The 17,726-nt window shown below is 66.3% G+C and carries 11 protein-coding genes and 1 pseudogene; 7 read left to right on the forward strand and 5 right to left on the reverse strand.

Annotation, left to right across the window (positions count from 1 at the left end):
- Nucleotides 1–53 precede the first annotated feature (53 nt).
- Together LH475_RS04205 and LH475_RS04210 are read right to left on the reverse strand one after the other, a co-directional pair.
- The gene (locus LH475_RS04205) at nucleotides 54–1,076 is read right to left on the reverse strand and encodes a 3-oxoacyl-ACP synthase III (RefSeq protein ID WP_297412935.1); all 1,023 of its coding nucleotides are present in this window, start codon (nucleotides 1,074–1,076) and stop codon (nucleotides 54–56) included.
- Between the two features lie 207 nt (nucleotides 1,077–1,283).
- Entirely contained in the window at nucleotides 1,284–4,865 is a 3,582-nt protein-coding gene (locus LH475_RS04210) for a bifunctional proline dehydrogenase/L-glutamate gamma-semialdehyde dehydrogenase (protein ID WP_196843043.1), read from the reverse strand.
- Between the two features lie 157 nt (nucleotides 4,866–5,022).
- Here LH475_RS04210 and LH475_RS04215 point away from each other — a divergent pair, with 157 nt between their 5' ends.
- The 3 genes from LH475_RS04215 to LH475_RS04225 all read left to right on the forward strand — a co-directional run bounded on the left by LH475_RS04215 (nucleotide 5,023) and on the right by LH475_RS04225 (nucleotide 8,375).
- Entirely contained in the window at nucleotides 5,023–5,982 is a 960-nt protein-coding gene (locus tag LH475_RS04215) for a LysR family transcriptional regulator (protein WP_196842847.1), read from the forward strand.
- A 231-nt stretch (nucleotides 5,983–6,213) separates the two neighbouring features.
- Nucleotides 6,214–7,797 carry an NAD(P)/FAD-dependent oxidoreductase gene (locus tag LH475_RS04220; RefSeq protein ID WP_297412936.1) on the forward strand — a complete coding sequence of 528 codons (1,584 nt, stop codon included), beginning with the start codon at nucleotides 6,214–6,216 and terminating at the stop codon, nucleotides 7,795–7,797.
- A 71-nt stretch (nucleotides 7,798–7,868) separates the two neighbouring features.
- A complete protein-coding gene (locus LH475_RS04225; RefSeq protein ID WP_196842849.1) occupies nucleotides 7,869–8,375 on the forward strand; it encodes an SRPBCC domain-containing protein in 507 nt (168 codons plus the stop codon).
- 538 nt (nucleotides 8,376–8,913) lie between these two features.
- On the opposite strand, the gene LH475_RS04230 is transcribed toward LH475_RS04225, so the two are convergent.
- The 3 genes from LH475_RS04230 to LH475_RS04240 all read right to left on the reverse strand — a co-directional run bounded on the left by LH475_RS04230 (nucleotide 8,914) and on the right by LH475_RS04240 (nucleotide 11,437).
- Complete coding sequence (locus LH475_RS04230) at nucleotides 8,914–9,471, reverse strand: thioesterase family protein (RefSeq protein WP_297412937.1); 558 nt, start codon at nucleotides 9,469–9,471, stop codon at nucleotides 8,914–8,916.
- 228 nt (nucleotides 9,472–9,699) lie between these two features.
- Nucleotides 9,700–10,806: an alpha/beta hydrolase gene (locus tag LH475_RS04235; RefSeq protein WP_297412938.1), complete on the reverse strand. Its 1,107-nt coding sequence runs from the start codon at nucleotides 10,804–10,806 to the stop codon at nucleotides 9,700–9,702.
- A 94-nt stretch (nucleotides 10,807–10,900) separates the two neighbouring features.
- Nucleotides 10,901–11,437, reverse strand: coding sequence for a YbhB/YbcL family Raf kinase inhibitor-like protein (locus tag LH475_RS04240; protein WP_297412939.1), 537 nt, complete (start codon nucleotides 11,435–11,437; stop codon nucleotides 10,901–10,903).
- 78 nt (nucleotides 11,438–11,515) lie between these two features.
- Between LH475_RS04240 and LH475_RS04245 the strand changes: the two are divergent.
- From LH475_RS04245 to LH475_RS04260, 4 genes and pseudogenes are all read left to right on the forward strand, one after another.
- Nucleotides 11,516–11,746 (forward strand): annotated as a pseudogene (locus tag LH475_RS04245) (hypothetical protein); the annotation flags it as partial.
- Between the two features lie 155 nt (nucleotides 11,747–11,901).
- The gene (locus tag LH475_RS04250; RefSeq protein ID WP_196842850.1) at nucleotides 11,902–12,804 is read left to right on the forward strand and encodes an ATP-binding cassette domain-containing protein; all 903 of its coding nucleotides are present in this window, start codon (nucleotides 11,902–11,904) and stop codon (nucleotides 12,802–12,804) included.
- Nucleotides 12,801–13,634: an ABC transporter permease gene (locus LH475_RS04255; protein ID WP_297412940.1), complete on the forward strand. Its 834-nt coding sequence runs from the start codon at nucleotides 12,801–12,803 to the stop codon at nucleotides 13,632–13,634. Before LH475_RS04250 ends, LH475_RS04255 begins: the two co-directional genes overlap by 4 nt.
- Nucleotides 13,635–13,717: 83 nt before the next feature.
- Nucleotides 13,718–17,713 carry a LamG-like jellyroll fold domain-containing protein gene (locus LH475_RS04260; protein WP_297412941.1) on the forward strand — a complete coding sequence of 1,332 codons (3,996 nt, stop codon included), beginning with the start codon at nucleotides 13,718–13,720 and terminating at the stop codon, nucleotides 17,711–17,713.
- Nucleotides 17,714–17,726: the final 13 nt, after the last annotated feature.

A 17,726-nucleotide genomic window follows, 5' to 3' on the forward strand; every position in this document is an offset into this window, starting at 1 on the left:
TTCTGAGCAGTCCGAGCGGGGTTACAGCGAACACAAAACACGGGGCGGCACCGTCACCAGACGAGTTCCATCATGGCGGTATTGAGGCCGGAGCCGACGCCCATGAGCAGTACCCGGTTGCCCGGCTGCAGCTTCGACGCCTCCTGCGAGAGCGTGATCGGAATCGACGCCGGGCCCACGTTGCCGAGCGTGGGATAGGTCAGCGGCACCTTGGTCTTGTCCATGCCGGTAGCCTTCACGATGGCGTTGGTGTGCACGTCCGACACCTGATGCACGATGTAGCGGTCCATGTTCGACCAGCTCCAGTCGCGTTTGGCTTCGGTCCAGGCCGAGACGACCAGTTCCATGCCGCCCTTGAGCAGCGCCTTGGCATCGGTGAACATGCCGTCGACGCTGCCGACGCACAGTCCGTTGAACTGGGGGGCGGCGCGGGTGACGCCGCCCAGGATGCGGTGTCCACCGGGGTGGGCATCCGCTGGACCGAGCACGGCGGCGGCCGCACCGGAACCGAGGGTGAGGCTCGCGAACTCGCTCATGAAGTCTTTGCGCTTGATGCCCGGGCGCCCGAGGCGGTCGATCGTGTTGGTCTGGATCTCGTCGGCGTCTTCGCCGTCGATGATGACGGCGTACGTGATCTGGCCGGAGTCGATGAGCTGCGCGGCGAGCGTCATACCGTTGACGAAGCCGAGGCAGGCGTTCGCAATGTCGAAGTTGATCGCCGACGAGGGCAACCCGAGTCCGTGGTGAATACGCACGGCCACGGAGGGTTCGAGATGCTTGCGGGTGACCGAGGTGTTGATGAGCAGGCCCACGTCGCTCGGCTTGATGCCGGCCTCGCGGAGGGCGATCTTGCCGGCCTTGACCGCGGCGTCGTCAAAGGTTTCGTTCGGGCCCCAATTGCGGCGCTCGTAGACGCCGGCCACGCGCTGCAGCAGCCCGGTGGGCAGTTTGAGGCGCGTCAGAACCGGCATGAGGCGTCGGTCGATTTCTTCCGACGTCGTGATGTGGGGCGCCATCTTACTGGTGACCGACAACAAAGCGACGTTTCGGTGCGTCGTCGTCGCGTTTCCGTTCAAGCGTGAACCCCTGTCGAAGTGTGGACAGCGGTAATCATACGTCCCCTATGAGTTTCCCCCACAAAACTGCATGTAAACCGCGCGTAGCCTGTGAACGCTCGTACGCGCTCGTGCAGAAATGCGAAAATTCCGCCGAAACCGCCCCCCAAATAACGCGATTGGGGGAGGCTCGGCCAAAAATCTTCGCAGTGACGTATCGTATCCGGCCTAGATCACACCCTCGGAGAGCGTGCTCGGGTTGCCGAACCGGTGCGCGGTGATCGAGATGGCCTGTTCGCGCAGGAACGGCAGGACCTCGATGCGGCCGGCCTGGGTGACCGCGTGCGAGTACACGGCAATGTCCGGGCTGCCGTTGACGGCATCGGCGAGAGCGGATGCCGCCTCCCACGCTCCCAGCACCGGGTCACTGCCGATCAGGCGCACGCGGCTGGCCGTGATTCCGCCGGAACGGGCCCGCGCGAGCCATTCCTCGTCGCTCTCGATGACCACCGGAATCTCGCGCTCGGCGAGGATGTTGCGCACGGCGGGCGGCACCGGGATGGTGCTCGACACGTCGTAGCGCGACGTCGACAGGGTCGCGGCGGCGATCACGCGCAGCAACTGGGCGAGCGTTCCGTTCTCGGTCAGGCGCACGGTGACCGGCAGTGCGCGGTAGCGGAACAGGTTGCGCTCCACGCCGAGGCCGGTGGCGTCGCGCACGACGTTGAATTCTTCGCGCCAGGCCAGGGCGTCGCTCACGGCCGAGCGGCGCAGCACGTCGAAGTCGGCGTAGTCGAGAAAGGGCTGGCTGGCCTCGATGATGTCGGTGACGCGCTGCTCAAGCCCGCGCAGGTGCAGTGTCGAGCTGTTGCGCCCCGGTTCGCTGACCCAGCTGCCGAGACCGAGGAGGTAGTTCGGTCCGCCGGCCTTGGTACCGGCGCCAACGGCGGAGCGCTTCCAGCCGCCGAACGGCTGGCGTTGCACGATGGCGCCGGTGATGCCGCGGTTGACATAGAGGTTACCGGCTTCGACGGTGTCGACCCAGAGGGCCAGTTCGTCGGTGTCGAGCGAGTGCAATCCGCTGGTGAGGCCGAAGTCGACGGCGTTCTGAAAGCGGATGGCTTCTTCCAGGTTGCGCGCGTGCATCACGCCGAGCACCGGGCCGAAGAACTCGGTGAGGTGAAAATACGATCCGGGCGCGACGCCGGTGCGAATGCCGGGTGACCACAACTTGCCGGTCTCGTCAAGCTGCTTGGGTTCGACCAGCCACTTCTCTTCGGCTCCAAGCGTTGTGAGGGCGTGCAGCAGCTTACCCTCGGCCGGCGACATGATCGGGCCCATCTGGGTGACCGGATCGCTTGCCAGGCCGACCTTGATCGAGGTCGCGGCGTCGACCAGCTGGCCGAGGAACCGCTCCGACTTCGCGACCGATCCGACCAGAATGACGAGGCTCGCGGCCGAGCACTTCTGGCCGGCGTGGCCGAAGGCGCTCTTCACGACATCGGCGGCGGCGAGGTCGAAGTCGGCCGAGGGGGTGACGATGATGGCGTTCTTGCCGCTGGTTTCGGCGAGCAGGGACAGGTCGTGCCGGAACGAGCGGAACAGCTCGGCCGTCTCGTAACCGCCGGTGAGGATGACCCGGTTCACGGCGGGGTGCGCGATGAGCTTGGCACCGAGGTCACGGCCCTGCAGGTTGACCAGCGCGAGCAGTTCCCGCGGGATGCCGGCTTCCCAGAGCGCTTCGACGACCACGGCGCCGGTGCGCTGGGCGAGGGCGGCGGGCTTGATGACGACGCCGGCACCGGAGGCGAGGGCGGCGAGTACGCCGCCTGCGGGTATGGCCGTCGGAAAGTTCCACGGCGGGGTGACCACGATGAGCTTCGAAGGCACAAAGATGGCACCCTGCACGTGGTCGAGGTCCTTGGCACGTTCGGCGTAATAGTGGGCGAAGTCCACGGCTTCGCTCACCTCGGCGTCACCCTCGGCGATGGTCTTGCCGCACTCGCTCGCCATGACCTCGATCAGGCGGTCGCGGTTGGCAGCGAGCGCGAGCCCGGCGCGGTGCAGCACGGCGGCGCGTTCGGCGCCGGTCTTCTGGCCCCAGGCGGTCCCGGCGGCCAGCACGCCGTCGATGATGGTGCCCAGCGCGGCCTCATCGGCTACCGCGGCGGCCGCGATGGTGTCGGTGCCGAGTGTGGACGCGTCGGCGCGGGCCAGAATACGGCGGCCCCAGGCCCGGTTGGCGGGAAGCGACGGGTCGGTGTCCGGCTCGTTGTGGAAGGTCGAGTGGCTGGGCACCGAGCCGCGCGTGATGCCGAGCAGCGCGCCGGTCAGCTGCGGGTCGGCGTCGGGGGCGGTCTCGGATGTCTGGCTGCGGGCATCCGTGTGGGCCGCGGCGAGGCGGCCCTGGTCGTAGCTGCTGGAGCGGTCCTGCACCCGGTTCGGGGTGGGCACCCGGTCGTCGAGGGCGTCGAGGGAGGCTTGAAAACGGGCCTTCTCACGGTCGAAAAGCTCAGGGTTGCTGGTCAGCTCAAACACGGCCGACATGAAGTTCTCCTGGCTCGCGTTCTCTTCGAGCCGGCGGATGAGGTAGCTGATGGCCACGTCGAACTGCGAGGGGTCGACGACGGGCGTGTAGAGCAGCAGCTGGCCGACGTCCTTGCGCACGGCCTGGGCCTGGCCGGTGGCCATGCCGAGCAACATCTCGAAGTCGACCCGGTCATCGACGCCGCGGGCGACGCTGAGCAGGTGCGCCCAAGCCACGTCGAACAGGTTGTGGCCGGCGATGCCGAGCTTGACCGCGTCGGTGTTCTGCGGGGTGAGGGCCCAGTTGAGCACCCGCTTGTAGTTGGTGTCGCTGTCCTGCTTGGTTGAGAAGGTGGCGAGCGGCCAGTCGTGCACGGTCGCATCGACGTGCTCCATGGCGAGGTTTGCACCCTTGACCAGGCGCACCTTGATCGGGGAACCGCCGGCAGCCCGGCGGTTCTGGGCCCAGTGGGTGAGGCCCTGGATGGCGCTGAGGGCGTCGGGCAGGTACGCCTGCAGCACGATGCCGGCTTCAAGCTGGGCGAGCTGCGGCTGGTCAAGCAGCCCTTCGAACACCGCGATGGTGAGGTCGAGGTCGCGGTATTCCTCCATGTCGAGGTTGATGAACTTCGGGGTAGGGGATGCCGCGGCGAACTCAAACAGCGGCGTCAGCCGTTCAATCACCCGGGCCACGGTCTCGTCGAAGGCCCACATCGACAGCTGGCTGGCGATCGATGACACCTTGATCGAGACGTAGTCCACGTCGGGGCGTTCGAGGATACGCTTGGTGCCCTCGAGGCGTTCGAGCGCTTCCTTCTCGCCGAGCACCGATTCTCCGAGCAGGTTGATGTTGAGGCGGTTACCGCCCTCTTTCAGGTGCACGAGTGCCGGGCCGAGCTTGTCGGGGGTGGAGTCGACGACGAGGTGGCCGACCATCTGGCGCAGCACCGTGCGGGCGGCAGGGATGACGACCCAGGGCAGCACCGGTCCGAGGATGCCGCCGAGGCCGATGGCCGCGCGCATGTGTGGCGGCAGAAAGCCGGGCGCCTTCTTGGCGACCTTCTGCAGGCTGTAGCCGGCGACCATCTTGTCCTCGGGGCGCATGACGCCGTCGACGAAGCCCACCGTGAAGTCCAGGCCGTTCGGGTCCTTGAGCACGCCGGCGAGCCGCTCGGCCGCGGCATCCGCTGGGATGGTGGCGCTCTCGTCGAGCCATTTCTTGACGAGCGCGACGACCTCCGAACTGAAATCCTCGTTGGCGGGGCGGGTGGAGGCGTTGGTCATGGTCACGAGACTAGTCTTTCGTTCGCGGATGGGTTGCTCGGGTGCTTCAAGTCTGCGGCCAGCCTATATTTAGCAAAAGCAATTGTTTATGCATAATATTCGTTACACTTTCTAATGATTCGGTTTTGAGTGCGGTGATGGGTGTAGGGGGCAGCGGATGCTGGATGTCAGACGGCTGCGCCTGCTGCGCGAACTGAAGATTCGCGGCACCCTCGCCGGGGTCGCCGAGGCCCTCGCCTACAGCCCCTCCGCGGTGTCGCAACAGCTCGCGTTGCTCGAAAAGGAGGCCGGCGTCGTGCTGCTCAAAAAAGTCGGCCGCCGGGTGCAGCTCACCCCGCAGGCGGAGATTCTGGTCGAGCACACCACCCACCTGCTGGAGCGGCTCGAGCTCGCCGAGGCCGATCTGCGCGCGAGCACCACGACGGTGTCGGGCACCGTGCGGGTGGCCGTGTTTCAGTCGGCGGCCCTCGCCGTGATTCCCCGCGCGCTCACCTTTTTGGCCGAGGATTTTGCGGCATTGCGGGTCGAGGTGACCGAGCGGGAGCCCGAGCGCGGCCTGTTCGAGGTAGCGGCGCGCGACTTCGACCTCGTGCTCGCCGAGCAGTATCCCGGGCACACCCGTGCGCACTGGCCCGACCTCGACCGGGTCAACCTGGCGACGGATGCGCTGCGGCTCGCGGTGCCGCCCGAAGAGAGCTCGCGGGTGCGCGCCGGCACGCTGGAAGAGACCGCCGGGCTGCCCTGGGTGATGGAGCCGGTGGGCACCGCGTCACGGCAGTGGGCGACACAGCTCTGCCGTTCGGCGGGGTTCGAACCCGACGTTCGATTCGAGACCGCCGATCTGATCGCGCACATCCGCTTGATCGAATCCGGCAATGCGGTGGGCATTCTGCCCGACCTGGTCTGGGCTGGCCGCATGCCGGCCGTGCAGTTGCATGACCTGCCCGGCACCCCGCATCGCACCCTGTTCTCGGCTGCGCGCCGGTCGAGCGCGCTACGCCCCGGCGTGGTCGCGGTGCGCGACGCCCTCGCCCGGGCGGTGAGCAAAGTGGCCAAGCCCACCGAATCCGACCCGCTCGAGCCGCCGCGCCCGTTCGAGCCGCTCGCGCCGGTGTAGCCGGGCCCGGAGCAGGCCACCGCCGAGCAGCAGGAGCAGAGCGGTACAGACCAGTCGTGCCGCCCTGCTTGTTGTCGGCATCCGCTTCGAGGCGCCCTCATTGGCGGTGACGGCGTAGGTACCGTCGGCGGAGAAGCTCACCGTGTCCGGCTGTGCCCCGACAGTGACCGCGCCGAGAACGGTGGGCGCACTGGCGTTGGCGAGGCAGGGTCGTCTCGATAGGCTCTGGGCATGAGCGAACCCAGACACGACGTCGTGATCATCGGTGGCGGCCACAACGGCCTCGTCGCCGCCACCTACCTCGCCCAGGCCGGTCGCAGCGTGCTCGTGCTCGAGCGCGCGCCGCAGGTCGGTGGCGCCGCCGTTTCAGCGGATGCCTTCCCCGGCGTCGACGCGCGCCTCTCCCGCTATTCCTACCTGGTGAGCCTGCTGCCGACGCGAATCATTCGCGAGTTGGGCCTCGACATTGAGCTGGCCCGGCGCCGGTACTCGTCCTACACGCCGGGGCTCTCCGTCGACGGGCTCCTCGTGGACGGGCTCCTCGTGGACCACGGCGACGCCGAGGCAACCCAGGCCTCCTTTGCGCGCATCGGGGCGGCGGCCGATTTCGACGCCTGGAACGCCTTCTACGACGACACTGCCCGGCTGGCCCGCGCCGTGTTTCCCACGGTGTGCGAACCGCTGCTCACCCGCTCGGAGGCGCGGCGGCTGGTCGGCGACGACGCGCTCTGGACCGCGCTGATCGAGCAGCCGCTCGGCAAGGTGATCACCGACCGCTTTACGAACGACCTCGTGCGCGGTGTCGTGGCCACCGACGGCCTGATCGGAACATTCACGAGCCTCGACGACCCGAGCCTCGACGCAAACCGCTGTTTTCTGTACCACGTGATCGGCAACGGAACCGGGGACTGGGACGTGCCGATCGGCGGTATGGGCGCCGTGACCGGCGCATTGGAACGGGCGGCCCGCGCGGCCGGATCTCGTCTGGAGACCGGCGCCGACGTGACGGCTGTGACGCCCGAGGGTGTTGTGACGTACCGGCAGCACGGGCGACTGGAGACGGTTCGGGGCGCAGTGGTTCTGGCGAACGTGGCGCCGTGGGTGCTGCGCGAGTTGCTGGGCGCTGCAGGCGGGGCATCAAATGCAGAAAACAAGCCGGAGGGCGCGCAGGTCAAGGTCAACCTGTTGCTGACCCGACTGCCACGGTTGAAGGACGCGAGCGTCTCTCCGGAGGCGGCGTTCGGAGGCACGTTTCACATCAACGAGAGCTTTGAGCAACTGCAGACCGCGTATGAGCAGGCGGTGGCGGGCACGATTCCCGCCCCGGTGCCGTGCGAAATCTACTGCCACTCGCTGACCGACCCGAGCATTCTGTCGCCGGCGCTTGCCGCGGCCGGGGCGCACACCCTCACCGTGTTCGCCCTGCACACACCGAATCGCACTCTCACCGAGGCGAACAACGACGACTCGCGGGCGCAGTTGCAGGCCGCCGTGCTGCGGTCGCTCAATTCGGTTCTCGCCGAGCCGATCGAGCCACTGTTGTTAGCGGATGCCGACGGTCGCCCCTGCATCGAGACCAAGACGACCCTCGACCTCGAGCATGCCCTCAACCTGCCCGGCGGCAACATCTTTCACGGCAGGCTGTCTTGGCCGTTTCTGGAGGATAACGAGCCGCGCGACACGCCCGCCGCGCGCTGGGGAGTCAGCACCGAACATGCGCGCATCCTCATCTGCGGCGCCGGAACCAGGCGCGGCGGCGGAGTCAGCGGGCTCGGCGGCCACAACGCCGCTATGGCCGTTCTCGAGGTCTCCTGACGTATAGCCGAGGGGCTGAAAGTGGCCTAGCCTGAGTCAAGACTCGCGTTTCACTCATAGTGGAGGTCACCATGTCAGCCAGGCCCACCGGACGCCTCGTTCACCGCGAGGACGGACTGTATCTCATGCTCAATCGGCTGTTCAACGCGCCGATCGCACAGGTGTGGGCGAGCATGACCCGCCCCGCCGAACTCGAGAAGTGGATCGGCACCTACACGGGTGCGCCGGCGACCGGCGCCGTCAAATTCAAGATGACGGCGGAGCCAGACGCCTTGTGGGAGTACGTGAGCATTCGCGAATGCCAGGCTCCGCACCGCTTCAACGGCGATTTCGGCGAGGGCGAGGATTCCTGGCGCGCACTGTTCCACCTGGTCGAGGGCGACGGCATGACCAACCTGACCTTCGGGCAGCGGTTGCGCTCGGCCTCCGAGGCCGCCACGGTCGGTCCCGGCTGGGACTATTACCTCGATCGCCTGGTCGCCTCGCGCGCCGGTCTGCCACTGCCGGAGTGGGAGCACTACTATCCGGCGCACGCCCAGTTCTACAAGGACCTCATCGTTCCAGTGCGCACCGCCTGAACCCAGTACGGCTGCGGCCTCCTTCGTCCCTCATGCGTGCGGGCAGATCGGAGTGGCGAAGGGGCGCCGCGCTGGCACGATGCCGCCCGTCTTCCCTGGGTTGTGCCGCACTGTTTCCGCACCCAAGAATCGTAAATAATTCTGACTGTAGTTCAATTTAATGCTGATATTCTCTCACTTATAGAAGTGATTTGAGCTATAACTGTGGGTGAAGGAGGCACCGCCGCCATCGGTGCCGTGCCGACACCGACATCGACACTGCACTCTGCTCTGCTCTGCTCTGCTCTGCTCTGCTCTGCTCTGCTCTGCTCTGCTCTGCTGGTACCACCACCACACCATCGACAGCAACGGCTGGAAAATCCGCATGACCAACGGAAGACCCCAGGTACTCGGGCCCCTCCTCTGGGACCCCACCCAAACCTGGCGATCCGCCCACAGCCACCGCGCCAACACCCCCAGCGCCAACACCCCCGGCCAAAAACCCCACTGGCGCACCCAGCGTCATTAGTGCGCGGCTTGACGCTGCCGTGGCGCTTGGCTAGGTCCAGATGCTCGGAGCCGGGGTGCGGGTGGCTGGCGCTGCAGCGTTTTGGCTCCACTCGAGCAGCCACTCGGGAACTGTCACGTCGTCGGGGGCGACTCCGATCGCCTCGAGCAATTCCTCGATCGTGACGATGCCGCCGGTGCGCTTGAGAAAACGGCCACGAATGTATCCATGGGAGTAAATTTCAGGTGAGCCATCGGCATCCGGTCGCACGAAACGTTGCTCGACGTACACGGCTTTCTCGTCGAAGCCGAGGATGCGCGACTCGACCGTGAACTTCTGGCCGACCGTGAGCGACTTGCGAAAGCTGATGGTCTCGGAGACGACAACCGGATACCAGCCACGCGCCTTGAAGATCGCCCACACACCGGTGCGGTGCAGCATGTCGAAGCGGGCCACGTCCATGATCGACAGGTAGACGCCGTTGTTCATGTGCCGCAAAATATCCTGATCCGTCGGCAGGGTCACGAAGTTGGTGCGGGCGACATCGAAGTGACCGAGCCGAGGACCGAATTTCGACAGCAGGGCGTGGAGGAGGGTTCTAAAAAACATATGCACGACCCGATGCTAGCGAAGCCGACACAACCGGCGGCATCCTTTGTGGGTGACCGCCATTCGTAATAGGCGCAAAGCAGCCACGCTGAGCGCGGCGCGCGTGGCCCTCAGGACCGAGCCCTCAGGACCAAGTGGCGACTCGTGCTCGGGGGGCGCTGTTCCACTGCAGCTCGCGGTGCTCGGACCGGTCTTCGTGGTGCTGGCGCTGCTCCACGCGGTCCTCGATCACGCAGTAGCCACTGCACGCGGCGCGACGGCGCGTACAAAGGCGCCCAGGCGGCGGTAGACCTCCTGCGATTCCGGATGCGTGTCGTCCTGCTGCCAGGTGTGTCTGGTGTTCACACTGCGACGGCCATAGATCAGGGTATCGACGCGAATCGCGCGCGCCCGCAGTGCCTCGATGAAGTTGAGGTTGGCGCGATAAAAATAGTCCCGCTCCGACGTGGTGACGAAGACCGGCGGAAAACCCCGCTCGAGCCACTCGATGGGCGACATGAAGCGCGCGGCCGTGCGCAGGTGCAGTCCACGACCCCGCTCGGGCAGCAGCATGCGCACAAAGTTGAGGCTCAGCACAAACCCGCGGTCGAACAGAACCGAGAAGTCGGCGATGCTGCAGTGCTGCACCAGGCCGCGCAGGTTGCGGGCGGCGACCGGCGGCTGAATGTCATAGTGTTCGGCAAGCTTGGGCTCGTAGGCCGCAGCGGTGAGCAGCGCCGCGATGTGGCCGCCGGCGGAATCGCCGCCAAGCACGATGCGGGTCGGGTCTCCCCCGTACGCGGCGATATTGCGGGCGACCCAGTCGAGCACCGCATTGCCGTCATGCATCATGTGCTTGAGTTGAAAACGCGTGGCCATGCGGTAGTTGGCGTTGATAACGACCATGCCCTCGGCAGCCTGGCTCGCGCAGTACTTGGTGAGCGGGTCTTTGTCCCCCGATGTCCAGCCGCCACCGTGAAAGTACACGTAGACGGGCAGCGGCTCACAGACAGCATCAGCGTCGCGCTTGGGAACGAGAACGTCGAGCCGGTGAATCTTCTCGCCATCCCCCACGTAGTCGATATCGAGGTCGTACTCGACCGAATCGATCGGGTGCAGGTTGAACTTGTGCACCGGTGCCCGGCGCCGCAGCATCAGTGCACGCCAAGCCCAAACCGGCAGCCGACGGATGCCCGTCTCCCGGTGAGCAGACCGATCAACGGTCACGCCGTCATCGTGCAAACGAATGCCGTGCAGCCAGGACTTTGCCGACGTAACGGCGCTGTCCGACGAAGATGAGGGGCGGTGCGGGGGAATGGGACGAACAGTGTCGGACGTGGTGCTGGTTTTTTTCACTCCGTGATCTTAAATCGACTCCCCCGAATCCTCGCTGGGAAGTACCCCATTTGGGGGTAACTCCCGGTTTCAGGTGGGCCTTCATCTCACTCGCTCAGGCAGCGGATACCCCACCCGCGACCCCCGTCGCTTCCAGAACCGCACGCGCGAGCGTGTGAAAGTGCAGGTTGAAGCCAAGAACACCCGGCGTGGACTGCGAGTCGAGGTCGAGAGCGCCAACATCGACGGCGTGCACGATGAACTGGTACCGGTGCGTGCCGGTGCCCGGGGGCGGTCCGGCCCCGATGAAGGAGGTGAGTCGCACCTCGTTCGGCAGCACGAGGGAGCCCGCCGGCAGGGCACCTCCGGCGGAACCGACTCCAGCCGCGAGGTCGGTGACGGACACCGGCAGGTTCGCCACGGCCCAGTGCCAGAATCCGGAGCCGGTCGGGGCGTCGGGGTCGTACACGGTGAGGGCGAAACTCTGGGTCTCGGCCGGAAAACCAGACCAGGAGAGCTGCGGCGAAACATCCGCTCCCCCGGCACCGGCGGCATATTGGGCTGGCCGCAGCGGGCCCCCATCGGTCATATCGGTGCTCGTGAGCGAAAACTGGGGCACCTCGCCGAAGCGGGCGAGCGGGTCGTGGGTCACGGGGGCCTCCGTTAGACGTGCTGCCCTGTTGCAGTGCAGTCAGTGCGGCCAGCCTACGCGCGCCCTCGTAAAATGAGTCCATAGCTCGTCGTCAAGGTGCGCGACGAAATCGTGAGCTTCGGCGCCCCCGGCGAGCTGCGCGTCGATGCAACCGGAGTCGTCGGCGGCGGCACCAAGCTGCAACCGATGGAGCTCAATGCGCTCGTCGCCGAACGCGGCGACGACGTCGTCTTCTTCGATGGGCGCAACAAATTCGAGGCTGAGATCGGCCATTTTCGAAACGCGGTCGTGCCCGATGTCGCCAACACCCGGAAGGTCGTGGTGTGTGCGGAATGCGTCGCGCTGGCCGCGCCGACCTGCGCAGAGCGCGCGCAGGTACCGGTCTCCTGACTCATAGCGCCCGGTCGGCGGCCTGAATCGGCCAGCCGGGTAATAGGGTGGGAAGAATCACGTAGGGGAGTCTGATGCCTACCGGCGCTGTTATCGAATTCAGGAACGTCAGCAAACGTTTTGGCGGTGTCACCGCGGTCAACGATCTCTCCTTCACGGTCGAACCCGGCCGGGTCACCGGCTTTCTCGGACCGAACGGTGCCGGCAAGACCACGAGCCTGCGCATTCTGCTCGGGCTGGTCGGGGCCAGCAGCGGCACGGCCACATTCGGCGGCGTGCGCTACCGCGACCTGCCGCAGCCGCTTGAGACAGTGGGCGCTGCCCTCGAAGCCGCAAGCTTTCACCCCGGCCGCACCGCCCGCGACCACCTCGGCGTCTACGTGATCGCAGCCGGACTGCCGCGCTTCCGGGTCATGGAGGCGCTCACCCAGGTCGGCCTCGCTGCCCACGCCGGCCAGCGGGTCGGCGGCTACTCGCTCGGCATGCGCCAACGACTCGGCCTGGCCTACGCCCTGCTCGGCGACCCGGGCGTGCTCGTACTCGACGAGCCGATCAACGGGTTGGACCCGGAGGGTATCCGCTGGATTCGCGGTTTTCTGCGCGACATGGCCGCCGAGGGTCGCACCGTTCTGGTGAGTTCACACCTGCTCTCCGAAGTGCAGCAGAGCGTCGACGACGTCGTCATCATCGCCCGGGGTGAGCTCGTGCACCGCGGACCGCTGTCGAGCCTCGATACGGATGCCGCCCCACAGACGATCGTGGATTCTCCCGACCGCGACGCCCTCGCCGCCGCACTCACGGCGGCCGGGATCGGTTTTTCGATCGGCCGTACCGGACTGTTGGCAGCGACGCCCGACCCGGCGCTGCTTGGCCATCTCGCCTTCACCGCCGGGGTCGAACTGAGCGTGCTGCATCGGCAGAAAGCCGGCCTCGAAGACTCGTTTCTCGCCCTCGTCGGCGGAGGCCACTCGCTATGACAACGTTCCTGCGGTCTGTCGCGGCCGAATTCTCCAAGATTTTCACCACGCGCCTGTGGTGGATCCTCGCCATCGTGCTCTTCTGCTACATCGGCCTGCTGGCCGGCGGCCTCGCGGCGCTGTTCGCCGGAATCCAGACCGGCGTGATCAGCCCGGATGCCGTGAATACCGGCGGCGGAGTAACCACCTTCGGCAGCCTCCCGCCCCTCATCTACAGCTTTGCTTCCTCGGTCGGCTACGTCTTTCCGGTGCTGCTCGGCGCCCTCGCGACGACCGGCGAGTTTCGCCACCAGACCCTGACGCCGACCTTTCTGGCCACACCGCGCCGCGGCGTGGTGCTCGGAGCAAAGACGGTCACCCTGATTCTGATCGGTGCGGGCTTCGGGGTCGTCGCGCTGGCGGCATCCGTTGGTCTCGGCGGCGGGCTGCTCAGTGCGTTTGGTGTGGATGCGCTCCTGCTCGATTCTCAGACCTGGCTGCTGGTCGTTCGCACGCTGCTCGCCATGGGCCTGTGGGCGGCGATCGGCGTTGGTCTCGGCGTGCTCGTACCGAATCAGGTCGCCTCGATTGTGATCGTGCTCGCTTTCACCCAGTTCATCGAACCACTGCTGCGGCTGGCCGCCTCTTTTCTCGAGGTCACCGCGCAGATCGGCAACTTTCTGCCGGGCGCCGCTTCCGACGCGCTCGTCGGCGCGAGCGTCTTCACCATTGCGAACCCGGCCGGCGCCGCGCCGCTCGACTGGTGGCAGGGTGGCCTGGTGTTGCTCGGCTATGCCGTCGTCGGAACGGTCATCGGTTACGCCGCGAGCTGGAAGAAAGACGTCACGTAGCCCCACTCCCGAATTCGGGACGAAGTGTTTCACCCCCGCTTGGGGGCATTACACGCTGAGAATTCCTCACTAGGCTCCGACTCGTGCGGTGGCTGTCCTACGGCTGCGAACAGACTCGAAGCGAGGCCTCCCTGGTGAGTGTGCTGCGTTCTGCCCGAATTGGGCTACTAGCCGGCGTCTCAACCGTCGCGCTCGTTCTGGGTGCCCTTGCCGTTCCGCTCACGGCCGCCGCCGACAGTCGGCCCGCGGATGCTGCCACGCCCGTGACGGTATCTGCCGACTCGCTCCCCACCGCACAGATCAATGGTGTCGTGTGGGCACAACTCATTGTGGGTACCACCGTGTACGTGGGTGGAGAGTTCACCCGCTCGCGCCCGGCCGGATCGGCCCCCGGCGTGAACGAGGTCGTGCGCAACAACCTTCTCGCCTACAACCTCACCACGGGCGTGCTGGTGGCATCCTTCAATCCCAACGTCAACGGCGCGGTCCGCGCCCTGACCGTATCGAACGACGGGTCGCGGCTATTCGCGGGTGGCGCGTTCACGAGCGTTGGTGGCGTCAGCCGGTCCCGCGTTGCCGCTTTCGACACGATGAGTGGCGCCCTCATCGCCGGCTGGGCGCCGGTCATGAACGCGGGCGTCAAGGCGCTGGCCTTCGCGGGTACCACCGTCTACATGGGTGGATCGTTCACTGCTGCAGGCGGTCAGGCCCGCGCCAGGATGGCTGCCTTCAACGGCACCACCGGCGCCCTGCAGCCGTGGTCGGGCACGCCGACCGGCGGCAGCATCAATGCCCTCGCCGCGTCCCCCGACGGGAGCAAGGTCGTCATCGGCGGCTCGTTCACCGCCTACAACGGCAGCTCCGACCCCGGCTACGGCATGGCCGCGACCGATGCCACAACCGGCACCTCACTGCCGTGGAAGATCAACGGTCTCATTCGCAACGGCGGCACTCAAGCGGCCATCCTCAGTCTGACCGGATCAGCCGAGGGGCTGTTCGGCACCGGTTACGTGTTCGGAAGTGGGGGAAACTTCGAAGGAACATTTCGGGCCGGCTGGGCTGACGGCAGTCTGATCTGGGTCGAAGACTGCCACGGCGACACCTATTCTGCGGTGCCGGCCGGTGACAAGGTCTACACGACCGAGCATGCGCACTACTGCGGCAATATCAACGGCTTCGAGCAGACCGAGCCGTGGACCTACCACCGCACCCTGGCCTTCAGCATGGATGTCGGCGGTACCATCACCGCAGACAAGCACGGCTACTACAACTTTGCCGGCACGCCTCGGCCCAACCTGCTCACGTTCTATCCCGATATCAACACCGGTACCTTCACCGGGCAGGGACAGGGGCCCTGGCATGTCACGGCAAACGCGCAGTACCTGCTGTACGGCGGAGAATTCACCATTGTGAACAACAAGAGACAGCAGGGCCTCGCCCGATTCGCCGTGCCGGCCATCGCCCCGAACAAAGAAGGGCCGCGCGTTGCCAATGCGACCTTCGTCTCATCGGCGTTCGTACCGTCGGCAGCTTCGTTCGTGAGCGGGACGGCACGCCTCAGCTGGAAGTCGGCCTACGACCGCGACAACGAGAACCTCACCTACGAGGTGCTCCGCGACGGAGTCGTCGTCACCACGTTCCAGGCGCTCTCCTCCGACTGGAATCGGCCGAACCTCGCCTTCTCAGACACCGGACTGAACCCGGGGCAAATCTACTCCTATCGAATCCGGGTCACCGACCCCTTCGGCAACACGAACACCGGAGGCGCGGCCAACGTCACGGTCGCATCCGGCGCCCTCAGCGGCTATGCAGCGAGCGTCCTGGCGGATTCCCCTCGTTCCTACTGGCCGCTCAATGAGGCATCCGGTCCCACGGCCTTTGACTGGATGAGCGGCGCCGACCTGGTCCGAAACGGCGGCATCTCCCCCGGCGCGCCGGGGGCAATCCTGGGCGACACGAGCACGGCCAGTAGTTTTGACGGCACGGCCGCCGGATTCGCCGCGACCCAGAATGCCGAGAGTCCGTCGAATTCGTTCAGCGTTGAGACTTGGGTGAAAACCGCGACCACGCAGGGCGGCAAGATCATCGGCTTCGGCAACAGCGCAACCGGCCAGAGCGGCGGGTACGACCGGCACGTCTACATGGACAACGACGGTCGCATCTGGTTCGGCGTCTACCCCGGCGCATCGCAGACGATCAATTCGACCACGTCGTACAACGACGGCAAGTGGCACCAGATCGTGGCCAGTCTGGGCAACTCCGGTATGTCGCTGTCCATTGACGGCAAGAGGGTCGCTCAGCGTGCCGATGTCACCTCCGGCCAGGACTACCAGGGCTTCTGGCGTATCGGCGGGGACAATCTCGGCGGCTGGCCGGCCCGGCCCACGAGTGCGTTCATTGCCGCCGACATTGCTCAGGTCGCCGTCTATTCCGCCCCGCTCACGCAGACGCAGATCGCGGCGCACTTCGTGGCATCCGGCCGAACGAGCCCCATCACACCGGCCCCGACCGACGTGTACGGCGCAGCCGTCTACGCCGCTGCGCCTGACCTGTATTGGCGTCTGGGTGAATCGAGCGGAACGAAAGCGATCGATTCATCGGCATCGGGCCAACCCGGAACGTACTTCGACTCGGTCACCCTGGGCACGCCAGGGCTTCTGAACGGCACGAGCAACACCGCGGCGTCGTTCAGCAGCGGGCTTGTGAGCAGTGACACCCAGATTGCGGCTCCCAGTACCTACGCGCTCGAGTCCTGGTTCCGCACGACGACGACGCGGGGTGGAAAACTCATCGGCTTCGGAAGCGCCTCCACCGGATTGTCGGACAGCTACGACCGACACGTTTATATGCAGGACGATGGCCGCCTCGTCTTTGGCACCTGGACCGGCCAGGCGAACACCGTCGTGACCGACGCCAGCTACAACGATGGGCAGGCGCACTACGTTGTGGCTGAACAGTCATCTGACGGCATGGCGCTCTACGTTGATGGCGCTCTGGTCGGCACGAACCCGCAAACGGGTGCGCAGGGGTATTCCGGCTACTGGCGTATTGGGGGCGACAACACGTGGGGCTCGTCGAGCCCGTGGTTCGCCGGCACCCTCGACGACGTCGCCGTGTATCCCCATCTGCTCAGCGGCGCCGCGATCGCCCAGCATTACTCGCTGGGCTCAGCCACGGCCGCCCCGCACAATGCGGCGCCGACCGCCGCATTCGTCGCCACCACCGACCAGCTGTCTGTGGCAGTGGATGCTTCGACCTCGACAGATTCTGATGGGACCGTGACCGGTTTCGCCTGGTCTTGGGGTGACGGCAGCACGAGCACAGGCGCGACGGGAACGCACACCTATGCGGCCGCCGGAACCTACTCGATTACCCTGACCGTCACCGACAACGGCGGGGCCACCGACACGGCGACCCAATCCGTCACTGTCACCGCGCCGGCACCGGTGCCAACCGGCATCGCTGCGGATGTCTTCGCCCGCGTGGTCAGCGGCGGCCTCGGCGCGGCCGACCTCGGAGGCGCCTGGACCACGACCGGCCCGGCCAGCAACTACTCGGTTGCCAATGGCGCCGGTCAGCTCCGGGTCGCAGCCGGGGGCGCGGGGAACGGTTATCTGGCCGGTGTTTCGTCATCGAGCACCGATCTGACCGTAACCACCTCGCTGCAGCAGGCAACAACGGGAGGCGGTTCATTTATCTCAGTGATTGGGCGACGTGTCGGATCCGACGACTATCGCGCGCGGGTGAAGATTCTTGCGGACGGCAGCGTGCAACTGCAGCTCCTGCGTGGCGCCACGACCCTGCGAGCGAGCACGATCGCCGGGCTCAGATACCGCACCAACGATGCGTTGCAGGTGCGCCTGCAGGTCTTCGGGATGGCGCCGACCACAATTCGGGCCAAGGTGTGGGCGACGGGAACCACTGAGCCGACGACCTGGCAGCTCAGCGGCACAGACGCGACCCCGGCCCTCCAGCAATCCGGATCAATCGGGTTGGCGCTCTACCTCAGCGGGTCTGCCACGACGCCGATGACCGTCGCCTTCGATGATCTCGCCGCGACGCCGGTGGCTGGGCCGTAGCGAGGGTTCGGAC

The sequence above is a fragment of the Cryobacterium sp. genome (genome assembly GCF_026786305.1).
GTDB lineage: Bacteria > Actinomycetota > Actinomycetes > Actinomycetales > Microbacteriaceae > Cryobacterium.